The organism is Kitasatospora sp. NPDC057692, assembly GCF_042799475.1.
Classification (GTDB): domain Bacteria; phylum Actinomycetota; class Actinomycetes; order Streptomycetales; family Streptomycetaceae; genus Kitasatospora.
On the sequence record NZ_JBHVIV010000008.1, the window covers coordinates 105500 to 129360 of the forward strand.

25 protein-coding genes are annotated in these 23861 nt (G+C 75.2%); 10 read left to right on the forward strand and 15 right to left on the reverse strand.

The genetic code is table 11. The features are described 5' to 3' along the window. Positions 1-66: 66 nt before the first annotated feature. On the forward strand, positions 67-600 hold the full coding sequence (locus tag ACFVFS_RS07335) for a MarR family winged helix-turn-helix transcriptional regulator (RefSeq protein ID WP_380621124.1): 534 nt from the start codon (positions 67-69) through the stop codon (positions 598-600). Here the strand turns inward: ACFVFS_RS07335 and ACFVFS_RS07340 are convergent. Beyond that, positions 592-2142 carry an SDR family oxidoreductase gene (locus ACFVFS_RS07340; protein WP_380621126.1) on the reverse strand — a complete coding sequence of 517 codons (1551 nt, stop codon included), beginning with the start codon at positions 2140-2142 and terminating at the stop codon, positions 592-594. The genes ACFVFS_RS07335 and ACFVFS_RS07340 overlap by 9 nt on opposite strands. Before the next feature lie 256 nt (positions 2143-2398). Between ACFVFS_RS07340 and ACFVFS_RS07345 the strand changes: the two genes are divergently transcribed. Next, positions 2399-3214 (forward strand): hypothetical protein, encoded by an 816-nt coding sequence (locus ACFVFS_RS07345; protein ID WP_380621128.1) that lies wholly within the window; start codon positions 2399-2401, stop codon positions 3212-3214. A 13-nt stretch (positions 3215-3227) separates the two neighbouring features. Here ACFVFS_RS07345 and ACFVFS_RS07350 read toward each other — a convergent pair whose 3' ends face one another. Both ACFVFS_RS07350 and ACFVFS_RS07355 read right to left on the reverse strand, forming a co-directional pair. Continuing rightward, entirely contained in the window at positions 3228-4058 is an 831-nt protein-coding gene (locus ACFVFS_RS07350; RefSeq protein ID WP_380621130.1) for a hypothetical protein, read from the reverse strand. Beyond that, entirely contained in the window at positions 4051-4563 is a 513-nt protein-coding gene (locus ACFVFS_RS07355) for a SigE family RNA polymerase sigma factor (RefSeq protein ID WP_380621132.1), read from the reverse strand. Before ACFVFS_RS07355 ends, ACFVFS_RS07350 begins: the two co-directional genes overlap by 8 nt. 253 nt (positions 4564-4816) lie before the next feature. Between ACFVFS_RS07355 and ACFVFS_RS07360 the strand changes: the two genes are divergently transcribed. From ACFVFS_RS07360 to ACFVFS_RS07370, 3 genes are all read left to right on the forward strand, one after another. After that, positions 4817-5596: a hypothetical protein gene (locus ACFVFS_RS07360; RefSeq protein ID WP_380621134.1), complete on the forward strand. Its 780-nt coding sequence runs from the start codon at positions 4817-4819 to the stop codon at positions 5594-5596. 371 nt (positions 5597-5967) lie between these two features. After that, positions 5968-6720 carry a CBS domain-containing protein gene (locus ACFVFS_RS07365; RefSeq protein WP_380621136.1) on the forward strand — a complete coding sequence of 251 codons (753 nt, stop codon included), beginning with the start codon at positions 5968-5970 and terminating at the stop codon, positions 6718-6720. Positions 6721-6934: 214 nt separating this feature from the next. Beyond that, on the forward strand, positions 6935-7639 hold the full coding sequence (locus ACFVFS_RS07370) for a beta-glucanase (protein WP_380621138.1): 705 nt from the start codon (positions 6935-6937) through the stop codon (positions 7637-7639). On the opposite strand, the gene ACFVFS_RS07375 is transcribed toward ACFVFS_RS07370, so the two are convergent. Next, positions 7640-8011, reverse strand: a complete 372-nt coding sequence (locus ACFVFS_RS07375; RefSeq protein WP_380621140.1) for a hypothetical protein — start codon at positions 8009-8011, stop codon at positions 7640-7642. A 219-nt stretch (positions 8012-8230) separates the two neighbouring features. Between ACFVFS_RS07375 and ACFVFS_RS07380 the strand changes: the two genes are divergently transcribed. Then, the gene (locus ACFVFS_RS07380) at positions 8231-8632 is read left to right on the forward strand and encodes an SHOCT domain-containing protein (RefSeq protein ID WP_380621142.1); all 402 of its coding nucleotides are present in this window, start codon (positions 8231-8233) and stop codon (positions 8630-8632) included. A gap of 85 nt (positions 8633-8717) precedes the next feature. Here ACFVFS_RS07380 and ACFVFS_RS07385 read toward each other — a convergent pair whose 3' ends face one another. Beyond that, positions 8718-9128 carry an organic hydroperoxide resistance protein gene (locus ACFVFS_RS07385; RefSeq protein ID WP_380621144.1) on the reverse strand — a complete coding sequence of 137 codons (411 nt, stop codon included), beginning with the start codon at positions 9126-9128 and terminating at the stop codon, positions 8718-8720. 133 nt (positions 9129-9261) lie between these two features. Between ACFVFS_RS07385 and ACFVFS_RS07390 the strand changes: the two genes are divergently transcribed. After that, entirely contained in the window at positions 9262-9780 is a 519-nt protein-coding gene (locus ACFVFS_RS07390; RefSeq protein WP_380621146.1) for a MarR family winged helix-turn-helix transcriptional regulator, read from the forward strand. Between the two features lie 69 nt (positions 9781-9849). Here the strand turns inward: ACFVFS_RS07390 and ACFVFS_RS07395 are convergent, their stop codons facing one another. The 9 genes from ACFVFS_RS07395 to ACFVFS_RS07435 all read right to left on the reverse strand — a co-directional run bounded on the left by ACFVFS_RS07395 (position 9850) and on the right by ACFVFS_RS07435 (position 20711). Then, positions 9850-11889, reverse strand: a complete 2040-nt coding sequence (locus tag ACFVFS_RS07395) for a PIG-L family deacetylase (RefSeq protein WP_380621148.1) — start codon at positions 11887-11889, stop codon at positions 9850-9852. Positions 11890-12278: 389 nt separating this feature from the next. Then, a complete protein-coding gene (locus tag ACFVFS_RS07400) occupies positions 12279-12662 on the reverse strand; it encodes a VOC family protein (protein WP_380621150.1) in 384 nt (127 codons plus the stop codon). 122 nt (positions 12663-12784) lie between these two features. After that, positions 12785-13915, reverse strand: coding sequence for a methyltransferase (locus ACFVFS_RS07405; protein WP_380621257.1), 1131 nt, complete (start codon positions 13913-13915; stop codon positions 12785-12787). A 324-nt stretch (positions 13916-14239) separates the two neighbouring features. Further along, a complete protein-coding gene (locus ACFVFS_RS07410) occupies positions 14240-15160 on the reverse strand; it encodes an STM4011 family radical SAM protein (protein WP_380621152.1) in 921 nt (306 codons plus the stop codon). Between the two features lie 11 nt (positions 15161-15171). After that, complete coding sequence (locus tag ACFVFS_RS07415) at positions 15172-16563, reverse strand: STM4012 family radical SAM protein (protein ID WP_380621154.1); 1392 nt, start codon at positions 16561-16563, stop codon at positions 15172-15174. Next, entirely contained in the window at positions 16560-17402 is an 843-nt protein-coding gene (locus ACFVFS_RS07420) for an STM4013/SEN3800 family hydrolase (RefSeq protein ID WP_380621259.1), read from the reverse strand. Before ACFVFS_RS07420 ends, ACFVFS_RS07415 begins: the two co-directional genes overlap by 4 nt. A 56-nt stretch (positions 17403-17458) precedes the next feature. Further along, positions 17459-18694, reverse strand: a complete 1236-nt coding sequence (locus tag ACFVFS_RS07425; protein ID WP_380621156.1) for an STM4014 family protein — start codon at positions 18692-18694, stop codon at positions 17459-17461. Between the two features lie 10 nt (positions 18695-18704). After that, positions 18705-19655, reverse strand: coding sequence for an STM4015 family protein (locus ACFVFS_RS07430; RefSeq protein WP_380621260.1), 951 nt, complete (start codon positions 19653-19655; stop codon positions 18705-18707). Between the two features lie 84 nt (positions 19656-19739). After that, positions 19740-20711 carry an STM4015 family protein gene (locus ACFVFS_RS07435; RefSeq protein WP_380621158.1) on the reverse strand — a complete coding sequence of 324 codons (972 nt, stop codon included), beginning with the start codon at positions 20709-20711 and terminating at the stop codon, positions 19740-19742. Positions 20712-20940: 229 nt separating this feature from the next. Between ACFVFS_RS07435 and ACFVFS_RS07440 the strand changes: the two genes are divergently transcribed. The 3 genes from ACFVFS_RS07440 (at position 20941) to ACFVFS_RS07450 (ending at position 23546) form a co-directional block, all read left to right on the forward strand. Next, a complete protein-coding gene (locus tag ACFVFS_RS07440; RefSeq protein ID WP_380621160.1) occupies positions 20941-21267 on the forward strand; it encodes a hypothetical protein in 327 nt (108 codons plus the stop codon). A gap of 112 nt (positions 21268-21379) precedes the next feature. Next, complete coding sequence (locus ACFVFS_RS07445; RefSeq protein ID WP_380621162.1) at positions 21380-22513, forward strand: DUF6745 domain-containing protein; 1134 nt, start codon at positions 21380-21382, stop codon at positions 22511-22513. Between the two features lie 484 nt (positions 22514-22997). Then, positions 22998-23546: a YciI family protein gene (locus tag ACFVFS_RS07450; RefSeq protein ID WP_380621164.1), complete on the forward strand. Its 549-nt coding sequence runs from the start codon at positions 22998-23000 to the stop codon at positions 23544-23546. A 95-nt stretch (positions 23547-23641) separates the two neighbouring features. Here ACFVFS_RS07450 and ACFVFS_RS07455 read toward each other — a convergent pair whose 3' ends face one another. Continuing rightward, positions 23642-23851: a hypothetical protein gene (locus ACFVFS_RS07455; RefSeq protein ID WP_380621166.1), complete on the reverse strand. Its 210-nt coding sequence runs from the start codon at positions 23849-23851 to the stop codon at positions 23642-23644. Between the last annotated feature and the right edge of the window lie 10 nt (positions 23852-23861).

Below are 23861 nucleotides of genomic sequence, written 5' to 3' on the forward strand. Positions count from 1 at the left end.
GGCGTCGGGCGGCACCGTTAGGCTGAACGGGTTAGCCCGACGTCGCACGCAACCGGAGAACACGCCTTGGCGGAACAGGGGGAGCCGCGGGGCTCCGGTACGCCGGAGCTCGGCCGTCGGCTGCAGGACCTCGCCTCCGAGATGAATCTGCTCGGCCACGGCTTCGCGGCCGCTAGCGGACTGCACACCACCGACGTCCAGGCCCTGCTCGCGATCATGCGGGCCGGTCCGGTGCCGCACGGCACCCCGGACGGAACGGCGGGCGGGGGTGCCGCCGCCGAGGACCTCGCGGGGTCGCCGGGGATCACTCCCGGGCGGCTCGGTGAGGAACTCGGTCTCTCCTCGGGTGCGGTCACCGCCGTCCTGGACCGTCTGGAGCGGGCCGGGCACATCCGCCGCACCCGGGACGCGGCGGACCGGCGGCTGGTCCTGGTGCACTACCTCCCGGGCGCCGGCCGGATGGCGGCGGAGTGGTTCGCGCCGGTCGCCCGCCGCACCGAGACGGTGCGGGCCGAGTTCACCCCCGCCGAGCTGGCCGCCGTGGCCCGCTTCCTCGACCGGATGACCGTCGAGCTGGAGGATCTGCGCCACTCACGCTGAGCCGCCCGCCGATCCGTCCCGGCCGGCCAGGCCGTCGCGGGGTTCGCGCGCCGCCTGCTCGGTGATCCGCCGGGCCATCCCGCCGAAGACCACGGCGTGGAACGGCGCCACCGCCCACCAGTACGCGTGCCCGGCGAGCCCGCGCGGGTGGAACAGTGCCCGCTGCCGGTAGCGGCTCCCGCCCGCGCCGTCCGGCGCGACCGAGAGCTCCAGCCAGGCCGGCCCCGGCAGCCGCATCTCCGCGCGCAGCCGCAGCAGCCGCCCCGGTTCGATCTCCTCCACCCGCCAGAAGTCGAGCGACTCGCCGACCCGCAGCCGCGCCGGGTCCCGCCGCCCCCGGCGCAGCCCCACCCCGCCGACCAGCCGGTCCAGCCAGCCGCGCACGGCCCAGCCGAGCGGGAAGGAGTACCAGCCGTTCTCCCCGCCGATCCCCTCCACGACCCGCCACAGCGCCCCCGGGTCGGCGTCCACCCGCAGCTCCCGGACGTCCTGGTAGAGGCTTCCGCCGGCCCAGTCCGGGTCGGTCGGCAGCGGGTCGCTCGGGGCGCCGGGGAGCGAGGCGGAGGACCACCGGGTGGCGACGTCCGCGTCCCGGATCCGCCGCAGCGCGAGCCCGACCGCGGCGTCGAAGCCGATGCCGCCGCCCGGGGGCTCCGGCAGGTACCGGTCGAGGTCGTGCTCGCCGCGGACCACCTCGTACCGCAGCGACTCCACCAGCGGCCGGGCGATCGACCCCGGGACCGGCGTCACCAGGCCGACCCAGAGGCTGGAGAGCCGCGGGGTGAGGACGGGGACGGCGAGGATCAACCGGCGCGGCAGCCCGGCCACCGCCGCGTACCGCTCCATCATCCGCCGGTACGTCAGCACCTCAGGTCCGCCGATGTCGAAGGCCCGGTTCACCTCGGGCGGCAGGCCGGCGGCCCCGACCAGCAGCCGCAGCACGTCCCGGACGGCGATCGGCTGGATCCGGGTCTCCACCCAGCGCGGGGTCACCATCACCGGCAGGCGCTCGGTGAGGTACCGGAGCATCTCGAAGGAGGCCGACCCCGAGCCGATGATCACAGCGGCCCGCAGTTCGGCGGTCGGCACGCCGCTGTCGCGCAGCACCCGTCCGACCTCGACCCGCGACCGCAGGTGCGGGGAGAGCCGCCCGGCCGGCACCCCGGCGGGCGCGAGTCCGCCCAGGTAGACGATGCGCCGCACCCCGGCCAGGGCCGCCGCCTGCCCGAAGGCCGCCGCGGCGGCCCGGTCGGTGGCCTCGAACCCGGGGCCGGTGCCGAGCGCGTGCACCAGGTAGTAGGCGGTGTCGATCCCGGTGAACGCGCCGTCCAGACTCTCCGGTCGGGTGACGTCCCCGGCGGCGACCTCCACCCGCCCGCGCCAGGGGTGGTCCCGCAACCGGTCCGGATTCCGGACCAGGCACCGGACGCCGTACCCGGCGTCCAGCAGCTCCGGCACCAGCCGGCCGCCGATGTACCCGGTGGCCCCGGTGACCAGGCAGCGCGGCGCGCGAGGAGGAGCGGGGTCTGCGGCATCGGTCACGGCGGCTCCCGGAACGCGGTCGGCCATCGCCACGATGGTCTCCGCCCCGGACCGCACCCGCACCCGCAGCGGGCGCGGCCGGCCGCGCCCGGTGGCGGTGGAGCGGCCCGCTGTCACAAGCCGGGGGCCTCGGCCGCCGCCCGGCCCGGCCGCCCGCCGGGCCGGGCGGCGGTGCTCGGTGCTCGGCGCTCGGGAGCAGGTCCGTGGATCCCCGGGGCCTTACGCCGGAGTTCCGCCGCGTGGTAGAGATGCCGACATGATCACGAAGCATTCGGCCCCGGCCGCGGTACCGCGCCGTCTGGCCCTGGCCCTGGCCGGGTACCGGGGGCCGCTCCTGCTGGCCGCGGTGCTGGTCCTCGTCGCGGCGCCGGAGGGGGCCGGCCTCGGGTCCCTCCGCGTGACCGTGTTGAGCGGCGCGGTGGTCGCCGCGTTCCTCGCGCCGCTCGCGCTCGTGGTGGCGCTCATCCTGGGCTCCGAGGTCCTGGCCCTGTCGCCCGCCGTGCGACGCCGGGTGTACCGGTTCCAGCGACCGGGCAACAGCGTGCTGTCGGGCTGCCTGCTGGCGTCGGCGGCCGTCGCGTTCGGCTTCAGCGTGCCCGGTTGGGACTACGAGATCCTCACGGTGGGCCTGGCTGCGCTCGGGCTCATCCCGCTTGCCTGGTTCGCCTGGCAGCTGGTGGTCACCCGTGGGCCGGCGCAGCAGGCCACGGCGGGACGGCCCGGCGGCCGCTGGCGCTGGGCGGCCGTCCCGCTGCTGATCGCCGCCACCGCCCTGCTGGTGAGCCAGGGCGTTCCCCGCGAGGTGCGGTTCGCCCTCGCGCGCCCCGCGCTCACCTCCTACGCCGAACGGGCGCTCGCCACGGCCACGGTGGACCCCGGCCCCACCCGGATCGGCGGCTTCCGGATCAAGGACACCCAACTGGCCGACGGCGGCGTCAAGTTCCCCATCACGACCTCCGGCCTCTTCGCCAACCACGGCTACGCCTACTTTCCGCAGGGCCCGACCCACCCCGACTCGTACGACCACGTCGGCGGCCACTGGTACAGCTGGTCGGGCCCCGACCGCTTCTGAGTCGGGGCGGCGCCTACTTCCGGGTGTTCTCGGAATTGGGCTGCGTCTTCTGGTTGTAGATCTCCGTGCCGTCCGCGTTGAAGGCGTGGACGTAGGGGGCCGCGGCGCTCCCGCCGCCGGAGACGGCCGCCGCGTGGACGTACGCGCCGCCGGCCATGACGGCCGGGTACTGCGTCGGGTCGTCGCCGTAGCTCACGGTGACCTTGGCGACCTCGGGCGTGTAGTGCCCGGCGCCCAGTGAGAGGCGCTGCCCGGCGCCGGCCGGCGTGCTGAAGTTGTCGAAGAACTCGATCAGGTGGCCGGCGCCCCACAGGCGGTCGTTGATGAAGGTCGGAGGGACGGACGAGCTCCGGCCCGTGTTGCCCTTCGACTCGCACTGCACGTGCCGGCCGGCGGAGTCGACGGCGACGACCACCCCGTCGGTGTCCGCCGAGGCGACGGGAGTACGGACCGCGATCTTCGCGTGGTACCGCGGCGCGTCGGAGCCCAGGCAGGAGGCCAGGATCTGGGCGGTGGTCGCGGCGTCGATCGGGACCGTCGCCGTGCTGGTGACCGTGGAAGCGGCCGGGGGGTGAGGGGAGGCCGACCCGGAGGGGGCGCTGGTGGTGGTCGCCGCCCGCTGTGGCTCCGACGGGCGGGGCGGTTCCGGCGAGTGCAGCACGGAGGGGAGGGCCAGGCACAGGGCTGCTGCGGTGCAGGCCGCGGTCGCGCCCAGGGCGCGCCGGCGGTGGCGGCGCCGGTCGGCGCGTCTGCGGATCTCCGCGGCGGGCAGGGCCGGTGCGGACATCTGCGTGCCGAGCAGCCGCAGCCGGTCGCCGAGGGAGTCGTGGTCGGGGTCAGACACGGAGCTTTCCTTTCTCGCTGGTCGGGGTCCGGTCGGCGAGTCTGGCCGCGAGCGCGGTCCGGCCGCGGGCGAGGCGGCTCTTGACGGCGCTCACGCCGGCCCCGGTCTCGGCTGCGACCTGCTCGACGGAGAGGTCGCACATGTGGTGCAGGACCAGGGCGCACCGCTGCGCCTCGGGCAGGTCGCGGAGCGCGGCGACCAGCATCAGGTGCTCCTCGGTGGGGGGCTCGACGGTGGGTAACTCCTGGTGGTGGTGGCGTCCGGCCAAGTGCAGGCCCCGGGCCAGCCGCCGCCAGCGGGAGTGGGCCAGCCGCCGGGCGGTGGTCCGGATCCATGCCTCCGGGGCGTCGTCCGGGTCGAGGGTGCGCCTCCGGTCCCACGCGCGGATGAAGGCCTCCTGGACCACGTCCTGTGCCTCGGACCAGTCGCCGGTGATCGCGTAGAGCTGCCCGGTCAGGCGGGAGAAGGAGGCCGCGTAGAACGCGTCGAACTCCTGTGGCGTCATCAAGGGGCCTCTCCTCCGTGACCGTCCGTCGGCTCGCGGCGCAGGCGGCCCGCGAGGAGGCGTTCCCCGGCCGCGGCGGTGAAGCCGTGCGAGCCGGGTGGAGCCTCCCGCTCTGTACGCACGAGCGCCGTTCCGGCGTTGCACCCACGGCCTGTGACCTGGATCACGTGTGCGGGGTGCGACCTGCCGGGTGCAGGGAGGCGTACAGGGGTGCTGGCGTCAACCGGACGCCCGCAGGAAAGGACACGGATTCATGCGCATCCGCCCGACCATGCTCATCGCCGCCACCGCCACCGTCGCCGCCATCGCGACCGCGGGGGGAATGGCCACCGCCGCGACCGGCACCTCCACGCCCGCCCCGGCGGCCACCGGTAAGCCCTCCGCCGCACCGGTCGCCCCGGCTGCCCCGGCTGCCCCGGCCGCCACGGCCTCCGGCACCGGCTCGGCCGCCACCGGGGCGACCGCCACCCCGGCGGCCTCCCCCGTCACCAGCACGGCGACGGTCCCGATCGACGTCGCGGACACCGCCGCGATCCTGGCCTCCTGCCTGGGCTCCGACGCGCCGCAGTACCAGGCGGTGATCGCGGTCCGCACTCCCGTCGCCTCGGCGGACACCGACGGGGTGGTCGTCGCCGTCGACTCCGCCGGTCAGTACGTGCAGTGCGAGTCGAAGGGCAACACGGGTCAGAGCTCGTCCGTCCCTCCGACCTTCATCAACGACCGCCTGTGGGGCGTCGGCCACCTGATCGAGTTCTTCGACAACTTCAGCACGCCGGCCGGCGCCGGGCAGCGTCTGTCGCTGGGCGCCGGGCACTACACGCCCGAGGTCGCCAAGGTCACCGTGAGCTACGGCGAGGACCCGACGCAGTACCCGACCGTGATGGCGGGCGGCGCGTACGTCCACGCGGCGGCCGTTTCCACCGGCCCCGACGGGAACTTCCGCCCGGCGCCCTACATCCACGCCTTCAACGCCGACGGAACGGAGATCTACAACCAGAAGACGCAGCCCAACGTCAAGAACATCCACCCGTAGTGCACGCCGGCACGGTCGGGTAGCCGGCCGGCCTGCTCGTCGGGGCCCGACCGGGGACCTCATCGGTCAGGGGGCTGTCCCGAACGACCGGGACAACCCCCTGACCGGGACCATCGCGGGTGTCGCCCGTCCGGCGCAACGGAGCGGCCCCGGGCGGCGGGCGCGGCGCGGGCCCGGCGGTGCCGTCCGTGTCGGAGCGGCGTTCGGCGGGAGAGGCCCTTGGTCCCGCCTGTTCAGCCCCTTGGCCCCTGGCGGATCGGCCGGTCGGGGGAGATGCTCCTCGTACAGCCGATCGGACGACCAGGGGTCCGGTCGGGCGGCGCCTTCGGACGAGGTGAACCGGCGTGCGGCATGCCACCGTCGAATCAGTGATGACCAGCCCCGTGGTCCGGGTCGCTCCCGAGACCGGCTTCCGGGAGATCGTCGCGCTGTTGGCCGAGTACGACATCACCGGCGTGCCGGTGGTGGACGGCGAGGGCCGGCCGCTCGGCATCGTCTCGGAGGCCGATCTGCTGCTCACCCTGGCCGCCCAGGAGGACGCGGGCAGTCACATGCCGCCGCCGGACCTTCCCCGGACCGGCCCGGGCGGCGCGGTCACGGCCGCCGATCTGATGACCGGACCGGCGGTCTGTGTCACCCCCGACGCCAGCGTGGTCGTGGCGGCCCGGCTGATGAGCCGGCACGGCGTGAAGCGGCTGCCCGTGCTGGACGAGGACGGCCGGGTGTTCGCCATGGTCAGCCGGGGCGACCTGCTGCGGGTCTTCCTGCGCGAGGACCGGGTGATCCGCCGCGAGATCGTGGAGGAGGTGCTCGGCCGGATCGAGGGCGTCAGCCCCGCCGAGGTGGGCGTCGAGGTCGACCAGGGGCGGGTGGTGCTCAGCGGCACCGTGCCCGAGCCGCACCTCGTCCCGATCGTGCTGAGCCTCTGCCGCTCGGTCGACGGCGTCGTGTCGGTGACCGACCGGCTGAGCGCCGACACCTTCGGCGGCGCGGGCCCCGTGGACTTCGGGGACGGCTCCGGCGGTCGCCCGGCGGGATCGGCGGGATCCGAGGGCTCGGGGGGCTCGGGGGGCGCGCACGACGGTGACGCGCAGGGGAGCGGTACGCCCGCGCCCATCGGCTGACCCTGCGCCCGCGCGCCGGACCCGCCCGCGCGCCGGACCCGCTCGCGCGCCGGACCCGCTCGCGCGCCATGGCCGCGCCGCTGCCGCGCCGTTCGCGCGGGACTCCGCTGGACCCGGAGCGTCCGCTTCGAATATCGCGCTGCGTACCGGGTATCTCACTCGGCGTGTGCGGCGGTAGCGGGCCGCCGCGACGCCGGGTTCCGGGGAGGCAACCGTGGCCGTCGTGTTCGACGCGGACTTCACATCGACCAGCCAGTGGGTCGCGGGGCGCAGCAGCTCCTATCCCCGGATGGGGCCGACCAACCGGGGCGACCACAAGCTCGACTTCCTCAGCCGCGCCTACTGCCCCGACGGCCTGTTCGCCGCGACCCGGCGGCACGGCGGGGACCTGTGGGCGTGCAACCTGCTGACCACCGAGGGCAGCCCCGAGGGCTTCCAGGTGCGCACCGGCGACAGCCTGAGCGCCGAGGTGACCCTGCCCGTCGAACTGGGCGCCTGGCCGGCGATCTGGACGTGGCGGGACGGCGGCAACGAGATCGACGTGTTCGAGTACCACCCCGACAACCCGGACCTGCTGGAGATCTCCAACCACGTCCGGGGCGGCTACCGGTACTGGCACGGGGCCGAGGCCGGCATAGCCCCCGGCGCGACCTTCGGCCTGCGGACCGTCTTCGGCGCGCACTCGGTGGACTGGTTCGTCGGCGACACCCTCATCCACGCCGACCGCCGGGGCGTGGGCGCCGACTGGCACGCCTACCTGATCGTCAACCTCTCGGTCTCGGACGGCACCTACCACGCCTGCCCGCCGGCCCACGGGCCGGACCGGCTCGCCTGGACCTGCCACGGTCTGCGGGTCGAGCGCGACGCGCCGGGCGACGGCGGATCGCGGGGCGAGGGCGGATCGCCGCGGCGTACCTGATCAGCGCTCGGGAGGGAACGTCGCCGTGATCAGGCGGCGCGGCCCCGAGCGCTGGAACCAGACCACCCGGCGGTGCGCGCCGATGTACGCGGGGTGGGTCACGTAGAGGTCGTCGCGCGGCGCGAACTCGTTGCCGGGCGCGAGCGCGGCGTCCACCGCGTCGGCGGCGATGGCCCGCAGCAGCGCGTGCGCGGTCGTCGCCGCGGCGTCGGGGGAGATGGCCAGCGCGGTGAGCTCGAACCAGAGCACCGTCGAGACGTAGGCGATGGGGGAGTGGCCGAGGGCGGGGTGGGGGCGGTGGTCCTGGTGACGGAGCAGCACCCCGGCCGCGACGAGGCGCTCGCGGTCGTCGGCCGGCGGGTGGTGGTTCATGGGGCGAACGCTACCCGGCCGGGCGCGGGCGGGGCCGGGTGCAGGGGTTCCGGGTGTCTGGTTCCGGGTGCCCGGTGCCGCGGGTCCGGGTTCGTGCGTCCGGGGCCTCACGCCGCTCCGACGGGCGCGGGCGCAGGATGGTGGTGAGGCGCCGATCGCCCCGGTACGGGTCGGCCGTCACGGCCGCCGCCCGCGGGACGGGGTGGTGAGGAGGTCGTGATGACGCACTGGAACGGCCATGGCTACGGCCACGGGTTCGGGGGTTGGGGCCTGGGCCTGATGGCGTTCGGGCTGCTGCTGGTCCTGGTGGCGCTGGTCGTCGTCGTGGTGGTCCTGCTCCGGCGGTCGCGGACGGCCGGGCCGCCGTCCAAGGCCGGGTGGGCCGCTCATCCGCAGGGTCCGGCGGGTCCGGTGGGAGCGACGGGCGGGGCGCCGGCGGTGCCGTTGCCCGAGCAGGTGCTCGCGGAGCGGTTCGCGCGTGGTGAGATCGACGCCGAGGAGTACCGGCGCCGCCTGGACGTCCTGCGTTCCACGGGCGGCGGACCGGCGCCCGGTGCGCCCGCGCCCCCGCCGTATCCCCCGGCGCCGCCGCCGTACCCGCCCGAGGGGCCCGGCGGCTGACGCGGCGGGGCCCGCCGCGCAACCCTGCGCGACGGGCCCCGACGATGACCGGCCTGCTCGACCGCCCGAATCCTGGGCCGCTCGCCTACTCGACGACGAGCTCGACCGGGATGTTGCCGCGGGTGGCGCGGGAGTAGGGGCACACCTCGTGCGCCTTCTTGACCAGCAGCTCGCCGGTCTCGCCCGCCAGCGCCTCGGGCAGCTCGACCCGCAGCACCACCGACAGGCCGAAGGCCTCGCCGTCGCGGCCGATGGACACCTCGGCGGTCACCGAGATGTCGCCGGTGTCCACCTTCGCCTGCCGGCCGACCAGGCTCAGCGCGCTGGCGAAACAGGCGGAGTACCCGGCCGCGAACAGCTGCTCCGGGTTGGTGCCCTGACCGCTGCCGCCGAGGCCGGGCGGCATCGCCAGGGCGAGGTCGAGCTGCCCGTCGGAGCTGACGGCGCGGCCCTCCCGGCCGTTGGCGGTGGCGACTGCGGTGTAGAGCGCGTCCATGTCCGTTCCCTTCCGTCCTGCGTACGAAGTCTCGGTCCGGCGGTCCGGGCGGGCCGCCTGCCGGAGATAAGTAGAGCACGCAATTCAATTGCGCACAACTTAATGGCGTGCGCGAGGTCGCTACCATGGATCCATGACCGAGCCGACCCAGCCGACCGACCTGCCGGACCTGCCGAACCTGCCGGACCTTCCCGACGACGCCGATCTGCTCCGCCTGGACCGGCAGATCTGCTTCTCGCTGAACGCCGCCTCCCGCGCCTTCGGCGGCGTCTACCGGGTGCTGCTCAAGGACCTCGGCCTGACCTACCCGCAGTACCTGGTGATGCTCGTCCTCTGGGAGCACGGCGAGCTGCCGGTCAAGCGGATCGGCGGACACCTGCGGCTCGACTCGGGCACCCTCTCCCCGCTCCTGAAGCGGCTGGAGGCGGCCGGTCTGGTGCGCCGCGAGCGCAGCGCCGAGGACGAGCGCTCGGTCACGGTCGCGCTCACGGAGGAAGGCTCCGCCCTGCGCGAGCGGGCCGGCCGGGTGCCGCGCCGGCTGCTCGCCGCCACCGGCCTGCCCGTCGAGGAGCTCACGGCCCTGCGCGCGCTGCTCGACCAGTTGACCCTGGCGCTCGACACCGCCGTCCCGGGGCTCGCCGCGGAGGAATGACCCGGCCCGTCGGCGTGGGCGCCGTCGGTGCGGACACCGACGGCGCGGGCTCCGGGGCCGGGGCCGGAGTCAGTCCCCGGCCTGCTGCCAGCCGCCGAAGGGGCTGTCGGCCCCCGGGTCGATCTGGCGCGCCGTGTGCAGGACGGCGTCCGGCCCGAGGGCCAGGACGACGCGGCGGCCGGCGGCGTCGAGTGCCACGGTCGGCGCGCCGACGATCAGCCGGCCGAGGTCGGACCACTGCGCGTTGAAGCCGCGGGCGGACGCTGACAGCGAGGCCACGCTGATCCCGCCGGCGCCGTTGCGGATGGCCACGGTCGTCCGGCCCTCGCTCCCGGTCACCGCGGCGACGCCCTCCAGGCCGCTCGGGCCGCCCAGCGACTCGGGCGTGGTGGTCCAGGAGCCGTTCGGCCGCACGTAGCGGGTGACGACCTGGCCGGTGCCGGCCTGGTGGAAGAAGAGCTCCAGTCGGCCGTCCGCGGCGCGGCCCACGGTGATCGGTCCGGCCGGGGCCGGGCCGAGGAAGGCGGGGTCCCGGGTGAAGGGACCCCCGGGCGCCGACTGCCGCCAGTGCCCGATGCCCTCCCTGGTCGGTGCGAACAGCTCGATCCGGCCGTCGGCGGTGAGGGCGGCGGCCAGGCCGTCCCGCACTCGGGTGCCGCCGAGGTCGGCCCAGGCGGCCGGCCAGTCGCCGCCCGGCAGCTGGCCCAGCGCGCTGACCCCGCCGCCCGCGTTGCGGACGAAGACGGTCAGCCGCCCGTCGCCGCCGAGGACCGGGACGGGGCTGCCGATGAACCCCGGGGTGGCGGGGTCGGGGTTGCCGAGCACGGTCCACTCGCCCCAGCTGCCCGGGGAGGTCTGGGCGACGGTGACGACCCGGTCGTCGCTCAGCCGGATGCCGAAGAGGTGGATCAGTCCGGAGGCGTCCCGCACCACGCCGAGCGCGGCCGCGATGTCCTCGCCACCGGGAACGGGTACCGGCCCGCCCCAGTCGCCGCCCGGTTCGGACTCGCGCCAGGCCTGCACCCGGTTGTCGAGCACCGCGAAGGCGTTCAGCGCGCCGGTGCCGTCCTGGGCCGCCCAGGCGGTGCCGTTCGACCAGCGCGGATACTGCCGGGACGGGAAGTCCGCGTAGAAATTCGCCTCGTCCGGATTCGGCTGGGGGTCGTACCTGCCCGAATATCCGCTGCCGGCCGTGGGGCGCTTGGGCCCGAGGTAGGCGAGAAAGGTCTTCTTCTTCTCTTTCGCGGTACTCGCGGGCAGATTCGGCGGGTCCATCCGGACGTTGTAGTCGCGGTAGTTCCGGAGAATCACCCGGCCGTTCCCGTCCGGCCCGTGATAACCGAGCGCGGCCTTTCCGGCGAACCGCGCGGCGGCGATGTGGTCGGTGTGGTCGGCGGGATTGAGCGGATTGCGGTCGTAGCCCTTCGGCACGCGCGGGTCCTGGGTGAGCAGCACCGTCGGGCGGAACCGCTCCATCAGTTCGGTCAGCGTGGCCAGGAGTTCGTCGTGGGTGTAGCTCTGGTGCGCGTACGCGAGGTCGCAGACCCCGTCCGCGGGCAGGCTGCCGAGGGTCGCCTGGTGGGAGGGCCCGCCCGGTCCCTCGGCGAAGAGGGTGTCCAGGGTGGCCCGGCCGCCGCCGGCGGGGTAGTTGGTGTCGCCGCCGTCGTGCAGCCTGAGGAAGACCAGCTGGATCTGCGGCGCCTGGTCCAAGGTGTCCAGCTGGACGATCTTTCCACTGGTCAGCCGTTCTGCGGCGGTGTTCCAGGTGGGTTCGGCCACCCCGGCCAGACGGGCGTGCGCGGCCCGGGCCCCGGCGTCCCGGCTCTCCGAGTAGGCGCACGGGCTGGGGAACCGGGGGTCCGTCGTCTCGCCGCCGGTCAGGTAGACGGTGACGGACGGGGCCGCGTACTGCCGGTTCAGGTCCGGGTTCATGAAGAGGATGTCGTCGTCCTGGTGCGCGACGATCTGCAGGAAGGATTCGTCGCCCGCGACGGCGGGTGCGACGGCGGCGGCGGGCTCCACGACCTCCGCCGGGGCGGCGCCGGCCGGCCCCTGGGGCGTGCTCAGGGCGGCCACCAGCACGGGCCCCACGGCCTTCGGAAATCGCATTGCACCCCCGGTCTCCTCGCCCCCGAGCAGGAGATCGGTGGTATCGCCCGGTCGGCCCGGAATGGACTATCCCCGGGGCGATCGGCCGGCGTCAAATCCCCATCGGCAAACCCCGCCGATCGTCGGGGGTGCGGGTCGGGCGTCGCCTCGTAAATCACCCTTTGCTGGCGAAGAGATGCATATCAGGCATCACGTGAGATATGCGGGCAAGTCGGGCGGTCGGCGGGCGCGATATGAGGGGTGCGAAATCCGTGTGCCGACAATTCCGGTCGCGACTCCGCGATTCCCGGCGGCGGGATCCCGGTGCTCACGGCCGGACGGCGGCGGGCACGCCGACGCCCGGCCGGATCCGGTCCGGCCGGGCGCTCGGGTGACGCGGTCGGCGGCCGTCAGCCGGAGGTCCGCTCGTTCAGGCAGAGAATGTTGCCCTCGCTGTCCTTGAACCAGGCGGCGCGCATGCCCTCGGCTTCCGCCACGCCGTCCACGGTCTTCAGCCAGGGCAGGTCGTACTCCTCGAACACGACGCCCTTCCCGCGCAGGGCCGCCATCTCGGCGTCCAGGTCGGGGACCTTGAAACTGGCCAGGGTGTGGGCGGCCTGGCCGGCGCTGGGTGTCTCGTAGATGCCGAACTCGGTGCCGCCGCACTCGAAGGTCAGATCGCCCTCCGGGCCGGCGTCGGTGAGTGCGAGACCGAGGGTGTCGGTGTAGTAGGCCCTCGCCCGGGCCAGGTCGGCGGCAGGGATGATCGCCACCAGGGGTGCCTCTCCAAGCATGCTGATCGCCTCCTCGTCCTTCCAGCGTAGGTACGCCGGGCCGTCGTCGGCCACGCCGGCCGCCCGCCGGATCCTTGGCGGGCGGCCGGTATGGCCCGGTGTGTCCGGCGGGCGACGGGACGTCACACCGGGGCGAGGCGCCAGAGCGACGTCACCTCGGCGGCGCGGGCGGCGCGGAGCGGATCGACGGCCCGGACGTCGGTGCGCGGGGCGGCCTCGGTCGCGCGGCGGTGCCGGGGGCGGGTGTCGAGGCGGCCGACGACGCGCAGACCGGCGGCGGCGAAGGCCGTGCGCAGGTCGGCGCGCGATCGCAGGTCCAGGCGCTCGGCGAGATCGGAGAGGATCAGCCAGCCCTCGCCGCCCGGGGCGAGCCGGTCGGCCAGCCCGCCGAGGAAGCCGTGCAGCATCCGGCCGCCGGGGTCGTACACGCCCTGTTCGAGGGCGGAGGTGGGCTCGGCCGGCAACCACGGCGGATTGCACACCACCAGGCCGGCCCGCCTGCCGCCCGAGGGGTAGAGACCGGTGCCGGCCGGTCGGACGCGGTCGGTCAGGCCCAGGCGGCGTGCGTTGTCGAGCGCGCAGACCAGGGCACGCGGGTTGGCGTCGGTGACCAGCACCCGTCCGACCCCGCGTCGGGCCAGTACGGCGGCCAGCACTCCGGTGCCGGTGCCGAGGTCGAACGCGCTCCCGTGGCCGAGTGCGGCGGTGGGCAGCGGCGCCCGGGCCACCAGGTCGACGTACTCGCCGCGAACCGGGGCGAACACGCCGTAGTGCGGGTGGACCCGCGCGCCGAGCGCGGGCACGTGCACGCCCCGCTCGTGCCATTGCCACGCGCCGAGGATGCCGAGCAGCTCCCGGAGCGCGACCACCCGCGGCCCGTCGGACGGACCGTACGCCTCCCGGCACGCCTGCCGGACGTCGGGTGCGCGGCGCAGCAGGAGGGCGTGGTCGGCCTCCAGCCGCACCACGAGACGGCCGAGCAGGCCTGCGGTCCGGGCGCGTTCACGCCGCTGGTCCCGGAACGCCTCGCCCGGGGTCGTCGGGTCCGCGGAACGAGGTGGGCGTGCCTCGCGTTCGGCCCGGCGGGCGAGGGCGGTGAGCAGTTGGCGGGCACCGTGGTAGTCGCCCTGCCAGAGCAGGGCGGTGCCCTGGGAGATCAGCCGGTGGGCGGCGTCGGCCCGTAGCCGGTCGTCGGCGAGGACGACGCGGGCGGGCGGCGGCGCGTCGGTCTCGCTGTGCCAGCGGGCGGTCAGGGAAACGGCAGGAGCGGTGGCGGCGGTGTTGGTGCCGGCTTTTGCGGAGGCGTCGGTGCGGATGGTGGTGGGCACGGGGATTCCTCGTGGTCGAACGTGCGGATGGGCACGAAGAGCACACCGACGAGGAGGGGAGCAACGGTGGGTCAGACGAGATGTGGCTCCCCGGTCGGCGTGCGGACCGACGAGTCGCCGAGCACCAGGCCCGGTACGGCGCGGCTTGCCATGGGCAGTCCTTTCCCTGGGATCACCGTCTTGGGGATCACGGTCACGGTGTCACGCACTGTGGTCGGCCCGCAACAGGTTTTCCCGGGCGGCGGGCCGTCACCAGGTGTGCGGGATGCGCTCCAGGACGCCGTCCGCGAAGACGTCGTACAGCGGCAGGGTCTCCAGGTGGACGTAGCCGATGTGGCAGTCGCAGACCGCGAGCGGGCAGGGGCGCGGGGCGAGGCGGGCGCGGTAGGAGCCGTCGTAGAGGTTGCCGAGTTCCTCGCGGACGAAGTGGCAGCGGCGGACGGTGCCGTCGCCGTCGACCGACACCACCGACTCGCCGGTCCGGCAGGGGCGGCCGGCACTGGGGTGGGCGTTCCGGCTGAAGCCGAAGTGCGGGTCGAGGGCGGTCCAGTCGGCCGCCTCGGCATCCGTGTAGGTGTACCCCTCGGCGGCGTTGATCCAGACGTAGGCCTCCGGGGACAGCTCGGCGCGCAGTCGCCGGGCGGCCGCCAGGTGCTCCGGCTGCCCCACCACCCCGATGCTGTAGCGCGCGCCCAGGGCGTCGAGTTCGCGGCACTTGGCGAGGAAGCGGTCGTGGTCGACCTGGCCGGGGTGGTAGGTGACCCAGAGCGCGAGGGTGGTGAGGTCCGCCTCGGCCAGCCAGCCGGTGCGGCAGCTCAGGTTGGTCTGGATGGCGACCCGCCGCACGTGCGGCAGCCGGCTCAGGTCGACCATGGCCCGGCGGTACCAGGACCGCACCAGCCCCTCGCCCCAGGGGGTGAACAGCACCGAGACGGTGTCACCGGTGCCGGCGCGGTCGGCCACCCAGCCGGTGAACCGCTCCAACGCGGCGCGGTCGGCGCGCAGTTGCTCCGGCGTGTCGCGCCGCTTGGCGAACGGGCAGTAGGGGCAGTCGTAGTCGCAGGAGGCCAGCGGGCCCCGGTAGAGGATGCCGAGGTCGAGGGGCTGTCCGTTCGGGGTGTCGGCGGCGTTGGAGGAGGCGTCGGTGGTGGTGCCGGTGGTGGAGGGCATGCCGAGGAAGGTCATTTCGCCTCGTATTCGGCCATCAGCGTGCGCACCTCGGGCGAGAACAGCATCGGGCCGACCGCGTCCGAGTGCGCCAGGCCCTCGGGCGACAGGCGGAGGTCGGTGTCCGTGCCGCCGTCCGCCAGCCAGCCGCGGGCCGCGAACGCCGCCAGCTCGGCCGGGAAGTCCTCGGCCGGCGTCCCGCCGAAGCGGGCCCGGTACTCGTCGAGCGCCAGCCCCTCGGCCTGGAGCAGCGACTGCACCAGGTGCCGCCGCCGCGCCTCGGCCGGCGTCATCGCCCGGCCTACCAGCGCGCGGTCGAAGGTCTCGGTGGCCACGTAGTCGTCGATGATGCGGCGTACCTCGGTGGCGTCCACCGCGTAGTCGAAGGAGTAGTGCAGCCGGGACGTGTAGGAGCGGGCGCCGCAGCCGAGGCCGACCATGCCGTCGGTCTGGCAGGCGTACTCGCTCACCCCGGCCTGCGGGGCGGCCGCCCGGCGGAACATCCGCATCGACACCTGCTGGTAGCCGTTGGCGAGCAGGTGGTCGCGGCCGGCCCGGTAGAGCGCGAGCCGGCGGGCGTCCCACTGGACCGGGCTCTCCGCCTCCCCGCGCCGGGCGAGACCGGTCAGCGGGCGCACGTAGAGCGGGTAGAGGTACAGCTCCTCGGGCTGCCAGGCCAGCGCGGCGTCCAGCGAGTGGAGCCAGCTGGCCTCGGTCTGACCGTCGATGCCGTAGATGAGGTCGATGTTGAGGACCGGGAACCCGGCGTCGCGGATCCGGCCCAGCGCGGCCTCGACGTCGGCGCGCTTCTGCGGGCGGACCGCCGAGCGGGCCTCCGCGTCCACGAAGGACTGCACGCCCAGGCTGAGGCGGGTGGTGCCCCGCTCGGCGAGCACCGCGAGCCGGTCGGCCGTGGCCGTGGCGGGGGAGGCCTCGACCGACAGCGGGACCGCCCGCAGGTCGGCGCCCATCCGGTGCTCGGCGATGTCGCAGAGCCGCTCCAGCTCGGCGGCGCTCAGGTAGGTGGGGGTGCCGCCGCCGAACGCGGCGAGCGCGAACCGGGCGCCGTCGCCCAGTGCCGCGCGCACGGCGCCCGCCTGCCGGTCGAGGGCGTCCAGGTAGGCCGTGGTCAGGCCGTCCGGGCCGCCGATCCGGGTGAACAGGTTGCAGAAGCCGCAGCGCACCTCGCAGAACGGGATGTGCAGGTAGAGGGAGAGCGCGTGCTGTGCCTCGCCCTCCCACAGCTCGCGCAGCGGCGGCCGGTCGGGCAGCTCGCGGTAGGCGGTCTTGTGCGGGTAGGCGTAGACGTACGACTGGTACGGGGGCGCGTACGGCGGCTCGGCCGCCGCTGCGGGCCCGGGCGCGGAGGCCGTGTCGTGCGACGGGCGGGCGGGGGCGGTGGTCATGCGGTCTCCTCGGCGGGCGTGGCGGAGGGCGGGGTGCTCGCGGGGAGCGTGAAGTGGGCGTACGGCACCGTCCAGACGACCTCGTGGCCGATCCGGTGGCCGGTGTAGCCGTCCTCGCCGTAGGCCGTGCCGTGGTCCGAGCAGACGATCGCGAAGCACGGCCGGCGGGCGCTCATCGCCGCGAACAGCCGGCCGATGTGGGCGTCCACGTACTCCAGGGCGGCGGCGTGGCTCGCCCGGCTGTCGCCGTGCTCGCGGGTCGCGCCGGGCAGGTGGAACCAGTTCGGCTGGTGCAGCGCCGGGACGTTGACGAAGAGGAAGAGCGGCTGTCCGGCCGGCTGTTCGGCGGCGACCTGCTCGGCGCGGGCGACCTGCTCCTCGAAGGAGGTCGGCGAGGGCACCCCCATCTCCGGCGACCAGTGGCTCTCCTGGAAGAGCCCGGGCAGCACCGAGCCCAGCGGGCCCTGCTTGTTGAAGAAGCCGACGCCGCCGATGCAGACCGTCCGGTAGCCGGCGGCGGCGAGCGCGCCCGGCAGGTCCGGGGCGTCGAACACCCAGGTGCGCGGCGCGGTGCTCTCCGAACCGGCGAACCGGGCGGCGAACAGGCGGGGGTGCGGCCCGCCGGGCGCGGCCGGGGTCGGCAGGAAGCCGGCCAGGATCGCCTGGTGGGCGGCGTAGGTGAAGCTGCCGGGGGAGTGCCGCCGCTCCCAGCGCCCACCGGGCAGGTGCGCCGCCAGGTGGGGGATCCGTCCGGCGGCGGCCAGCTCCTCGGCGACGTCGAAGCGCAGGGTGTCGAGCGTGACGAGCAGCAGGTCGTGGCTGCCCACCACGGTGTTCATGTCGGGGGACTCGGGCGGGTGGACCGCGTCGGCGGGGCGGGTGCTGGGCTGGTGGTTCATCGGTGCTGTTCCGTACGTGGGTGGATCGTCGGGTGCGGGTGCGGGTGCGGGTGCGGGTGCGGGTGCGTGGGCGGAGGGGGCGGGGGCGCGCCGAGCGCGGCGAGCTGGGCGGCGTAGGTGTCGAGGCCCTCGGCGGGGCCGCCGGGCAGGCCGGTGAGATGGGGCAGCAGGTCGCCGAAGGCGTTGACCTCGCCGACCACCGTCCGCCGCCACGCCGCGGTCGGCAGTACGTCGACACCGACCATCGGGGAGTGCGGGAAGCAGGCGGCCGCCCGCTCCGCCGTCTCCAGCACGTCCGGCCAGGCCGGTCCGGCGACCTCCCGGGCCAGCTCCAGGCTGCCCCGGGCGCCGCCGAGGTGGAGGTTGGTCATCGGGTGGGCGCTGGTGCGGACCACCGCGTGGGTGGCCCGCCCGGCGACCACGACGACCCGCAGATCGGCCGAGCGGCCCGCCTGGGAGGCCTTCGGCACCCACTGCTCGACGTGCAGGCCGTCCGGGGCGAGCCGGTCGACCAGCTCCGCGACCAGCCGCTCCTCCTGGTAACGGCGGACCCGCAGCGAGTTGTGCAGCCGTCCGTCGGCGAGCTCCACCGAGGTGGTGGCCCGCAGCTGGCCGCGCGGGCCGAACTCCAGCGCCACCACGCCCGACGCGGAGGAGCCGTGGGACGGTTTGACGAAGACCCGGCGCAGCCCGGCGGCGTCCAGCCGGGCGCGGAGGTCCTCCCAGCCCGTGACGGCCGCCCCGTCGAGGGCCTGCGGCACCGGCACGCCGGCGCGCGACAGCAGCGCGTGCGCCCGCCGCTTGTCGAACATCACCGCGATCTCCTCCGGGTCCCCGAGCAGCCGCACCCCGGGGGCGTCGGCCAGCGCGCGCAGCGCGGCCATGACTCCGGCGTACCAGGCGGCGCCGCCCTCGACCCGGGTCGGCGCGTACTCCGTGCCGAGCGCCGGTCCGCGCAGCAGCGCGTCCACGGCCTCCTCCTCGCCGGGCGACTCGATCCGCAGCACGGTGCCCGCGGGCGGCCGGTACCCGCCGCGCAGCAGGTCGAGCCAGGGCAGGACGGCGGGCTCGGGCAGTCCGGCGGCCCGGGCGGCGGCCGCGAACAGCGTCACCCGGCGGTGGCCGGGGTTGCCGAGCACGGTCAGCCGCCCGTCGGGCGGCAGCCGGTGCTCCGGCCGGGCCGGGCGCGCGGCCCGGGCCCGGTCGGAGCTCTGGGGGGTCGTCGTCAGCATCGGTGCCCGCCTACTCGGCCACCGCGACGTAGCGCCACTCGTCCTCGTCGTCCTCCTCGGCGTCGGAGAGGTCGACGTCGACGCCCGGCAGGGCCTGGCGCACCCGCTCCTGCATGGCGTCGGTGAGGTAGTGGTGGTGCAGGTCGAGGGACTTGAGGTGGGTGAGCGGCTGGCCGTCGAGCAGCGCGGCCGCGCCCTCGTCGCTCAGCACGCCCATCGCGAGGCTCAGCGACTCCAGCTGCGGCACCACCGGGGCGTGTGCGACGGCGGCGGCGATCTCGTCCTGGAACTCGCTGTTCTCCAGGCCGAGGTGGCGCAGCGACGGCAGCCGGGTGCCGGCCAGGAACGGCGCGAGGTCGTCGATCGTCGCGTCGCCCCCGTACTCGTCGACGCCCAGCCACAGCTCCAGGCGCTCCAGCGCGGGCAGTTCGCTCGCGGCGACCGCCCGGACCACGTCGTCCGGCAGCCCGCCGGCCTCGAACCGCAGGTCGGTCAGCCGGTCGTGCCGCACCGGGTGGAGCACGAGTCCGTTGCCGCCGCGCACCACCAGGGTGGTGATCTGCGGGAACGCCTTCAGCACCGGGGTGACGTCCGACATCTCCAGCCAGGAGATCTCGCAGTCCTCGGACGTCACGTCGGCGATGTACAGCGCCTCGAGGGCGGGGAACCGATCGGCGTCGGCGACGATCCGGTCGAGCGTCTCGCGCACCGGTACGTAGTCCCGCACCCACCAGGGGCCGATGAGCAGGGCGCGGACGGCGGAGGGGTCGACCGCGGCGAGGAAGGCCGACCAGAGTTCGTCGAAGCCGTGCTTCGACCCGTAGCCGACGGCCAGCCGCCAGGCGGCGGTGTCCGCCGCGGGCAGCTCGTCGGTCAGCCCGCGCCGGTCGTGCCGGCCGGGCTCGTTGAGCGAGAGGTTGACGACCGGAAGGTGGAGGAAGTGGTCGCCGAGCTTGGTGATGAACACAGGTGCCCCCCTGGGCGGCGTGCATGGCGCTGGTGCTTGAGCGGGTGCGGGTAGCGGACGGGTGGACGCAGGCGCGGGCTACTCGGCGACGGCGACGTAGCGCCACCGGTCGTCGGGCTTGCCGGGCTCGGAGAGGTCGATCGCCACTCCGGGCAGGGAGTCGCGCAGTCGCTGCTGCATGGCGTCGGTGAGGAAGTGGTGGTGCAGGTCGAGGGACTTGAGGTGGGTGAGCGGCTGGCCCTCCAGCAGCGCCGTCGCACCCTGGTCGGTGAACACGCCCATCGACAGGTTCAGCGACTCCAGCCGGGGCACCACGGGGGCGTGCGCGACGGCGGCGGCGATCTCGTCCTGGATCTCGCTGTTCTGCAGGCCGAGGTGGCGCAGCGCGGGGAAGCGCGCGCCGTCCAGGAACGGCTCCAGGTCGGCCAGCTCGGTGGTTCCGCCGTAGTTGGCCACCCCGAGCCAGAACTCCAGCCGCTCCAGGGCGGGCAGCTCGCTGGCGGCGACCGCCTGCGGCACCTCGCGGGGCAGGCCGCCCGACTCGAAGCGCAGCGCCCGCAGGTGCTCGTGCTTCACCGGCTGGAGCCCCATGCCCTCGCCTTCGCCCTCACCCTCGCCCTCGGCGGCTTCCTCGCAGGTGCCGCGCACCACCAGTTCGGTGAGCAGCGGGAAGGTCGTCAGCACCGGCGTCACGTCGATCATCTCGATCCAGGAGATCTCGTTCTCCTCGAACGTGATGTCGCCGATGAACAGGCCGCGCAGGCCGGGCAGCCGGTCGGCCGCGCCGAGGATCGCGGCCAGCGGCCCGGCGAAGCTCTCCGGGCCGTCCTGCGACCACTCGCCGACCACCACGGCGCTCACCCGGGCGGTGTCCACGCGGTCCAGGAACTGCTGCCAGCGCGCGGCCCAGTCCTCGTCCGCCTCGAACTCGATGGCGATCTTCCAGGCCACGGCGGCGGGATCGGGCAGCGGGGCGCCCCCGTCGACGGCCGCGACGAAGTCGAGGACGGGGAGGCCGTGGAACTCCTCGATGTGGTTGTTGACCGTCATGCGCTGCTCCTCGGAGGGGTCGGTGCGGGCCGAACAAGTGTCTACCAGCCCCGACCGACAATCCGGTGCCCGGGGCGTCGCCCGGGCGCGTTGCGCACGCCTCCCCCGCGCCCCGCCGGCCCCGTTCGGCACGGCCGCCACCCGGGCCCCGGACGTCGTTGTCAGACCCCTGTCCTATGGTCCGGGGCGTGGGATTCCGATGCGTCGTCGAGTCGGTGAGGGAGAGCTGATGTTCCGTCAGGGAGATGTGCTGATGGTTCCGGTGGAGGAGGCCGCGGTGCCGGCCCGGGTGGAGTCGCTGGCCGCGCAGCCCCGGGACGCGCGGGGCCGGATGGTGCTGGCGCTGGGCGAGGTCACCGGGCACGCGCACGCGGTGGTCGGCCCAGGGGAGCTGCGGCGCGAGTCGGGGCCGTTCGGCACGGCGTGGCTGCACCTGCCCGAGGGCGGCCGGGTGGTGCACGAGGAGCATGCGGCGATCCCGCTGCCCAAGGGCTGGTACCGGGTGGTCCGCCAGCGCGAGTACGTGCCGGGCGCGGTGCGCGTGGTTGCCGACTGACGGACGGTGGCGCGCGCCTGGGCGCGCGGACGCAGTGGACACGGACGAGGGCGGGCGCGCGGCGCCCGCGGCACGGCCGGGCGGGGTGCCCGGGCGGGAACGGAGAGTTGTGATGGTGACTGGACAGACGGCACCGGCCCGCGTGGCGGGCGGACCCGCCGAGGTGACGGCCCGCTGGCGGGCGGCCGCCGCGGCCACCGGCCCGGCCGACCGGGCCGGGGTCGAGCGGGCGGTGCGGGCCGCCTACCGGGCCGCGGGCCTGGCCGAGCCCGCCGCCGTGCGGTGGTTCGGCTCGCCGCTGGCGGCCGCCGAGGCGGCGCTGGAGCTGCGCGAGGCGGGCGCGGTGACGGTGCGCGAGGCGGTCCGCACCCTGCCCTGGGAGGCGGTGCGCCGCCAGGCCGTCGAGCGGACCGGCGCGCTCGGCTGGGCGCCGCTGTGGGCGCTCACCGGCGGTGAGCTCGGCCCGGTGACCAATGTGCTCGCCGACCGGATCCGCGGCGCCGTCCTCGACCGGCTCGCGCCGGAGCCGGACACCGAGAACGACGAGGACGAGGTGGTCGAGGCCGCCCGCGAGCGCCGGACCGCCGCCCGGATCGCGCTGCTCGACGCCGTCCGCGGCCAGCACGACGCCCCCTGGTTCGCCGCCCTGGAGGCGGCCGGCGCGCTCGGCCCGTCGCCGGAGGCGCCGGGCGGCCCCGCGGCCGAGGCCGTCACCGCGCTGGCGGAGGTCGCCCTAGGGGCGGGCTGGTGGTGGCCGTACGCGGACGTGGCACTGGTCAGTGAGCGCCCGGTGGCACTGCACCGCGACGAGGCGGGCCGGCTCGACCGCGCCGACGGCCCGGCCCTGGCGTACTCCGACGGCTTCGCCCTGCACGCCTGGCGGGGCATGCCCGTGCCCGCCGAGTTCCTCGCCGGGCTCGGTACCGTCACCGTCGAGCGGATCCGCACCGAGGAGAACGCCGAGCTGCGCCGCGTCCTGCTGGAGCACTACGGCTACGAGCAGTACCTGGCCGACTCCGGCGCCGTCCCGGTGCACCAGGACGAGACCGGCGTGCTCTGGCGGATCGACCTGCCCGACGACGAGGCGGTCGTGATGGTCGAGGTGGTCAACTCCACCGCCGAGCCCGACGGCACCTTCCGCACCTACTGGCTGCGGGTCCCGCCCGGCACGCTCACCGCGCGCGCCGGGGTGGCCTGGACGTTCGGCATCACCGAGGCGGAGTACCACCCGCAGCGCGAGACCTGACGGGTGCTGCCCCGCCGGGCAGCCGACCCGGGGCGGCGGCAGGGCCCGGTCACCGGAAGGCGGCGGCGTTCCGGCGGGCCCGGCCGGCGAACGGCGTAACCGGGTTTCCCGGCAGCCGCTCGACGTCCGGGCCGACCTGCCGTTCGGTGGCGGTCGGTTCGCCCAGGATGTCGAGGGTGCGGTCGGCGACGCCCGACTCCGGGCCATGGAAGCGGAGCCGTGAGGTTTGCAGGTACCGGATCCGGCTGACACGATGCCGGGTCCGAGCCTGGGACCGGAGCCGACAGCGACGAGTTCACGGAGCTCCGCGGAGGCGCTCCGCGCTTCGCCGACCTCCGGATCAACGCCCGAAAGGCTCTGGGGACGACCACCGGCGTCGGCCGGCCCCGATCATTCCGCACGGGGAGGACGGCGCGGGCCGGGCCACCGGGGCCGTCGCGGAAATCGGGTCGACGCGGTCGCCCGGGGGCGACACCCTGCCCGCATGGAGTTCTTCACCTACCACCGGGACCGGCCCCGCTCGCTCGCGCTGCGCGAGGGGTTGCTGGAGGACCACCGGTCCTACATGGACGGCTTCGCCGCGGAGATGATCGCGCGCGGCCCCACCCTGTCCGATGCCGACGGCACCCCCACCGGCAGCGTCCACGTCCTCGATCTGCCGGACCCCGCCGCCGCCCGGGCCTTCGCCTTCGACGAGCCGTGCTACCAGGCGGGCGTCTACCGGGACGTCCTGCTGCGGCGGTGGCGCAACCTCCTGGGGCGCACCATGGCGGACTTCCCCGGCGGCCGCACTGGCGGCAACCGCTACCTGGTGCTCGGCCTCGGCGCCGGTGCGGCCGCCGACCTCGCCCCGCCGTCCGAGCGCGACGAGCTGATCGCCTACGGTCCGCTCCTCTCCGACGACGGCGGCGCCTGGCTGGGCACCGCGGCCCTCCTGCGCGCCCCCGACCCGCACACCGCCCGCGCCGTCCTCACCGAGGGCTGCTACGCCGCCGTCGAGGTTCACCGCTGGCAGTTCGGCGGCCGGGCCTGACGGGGGACCGGTGCGGCCGGGGGGGGGCTTGGGAACGCGGCACCGCCCGCGCCTGGGACGGGCGCGGGCGGTGCGGATTCGATGGAGCGGTGGGGTCAGCTGACGTCGATGCCGTCGAAGGAGCCGATGATGGCGTCGCCGCCGACATTGGTGATCTCGCCGCCGGCGAGCTGGTTGCCGGTGCCGATGACGGTGATGGTCGTGGTGACGACCGTCACCTCGTCGGCGAAGGCCTGGGAGGTGGGCAGGGAAAGGGCGCCGACGGCGGCGACGAGGACGGCGAACGTACGGATGGTGCGGTACATGGTGCATATC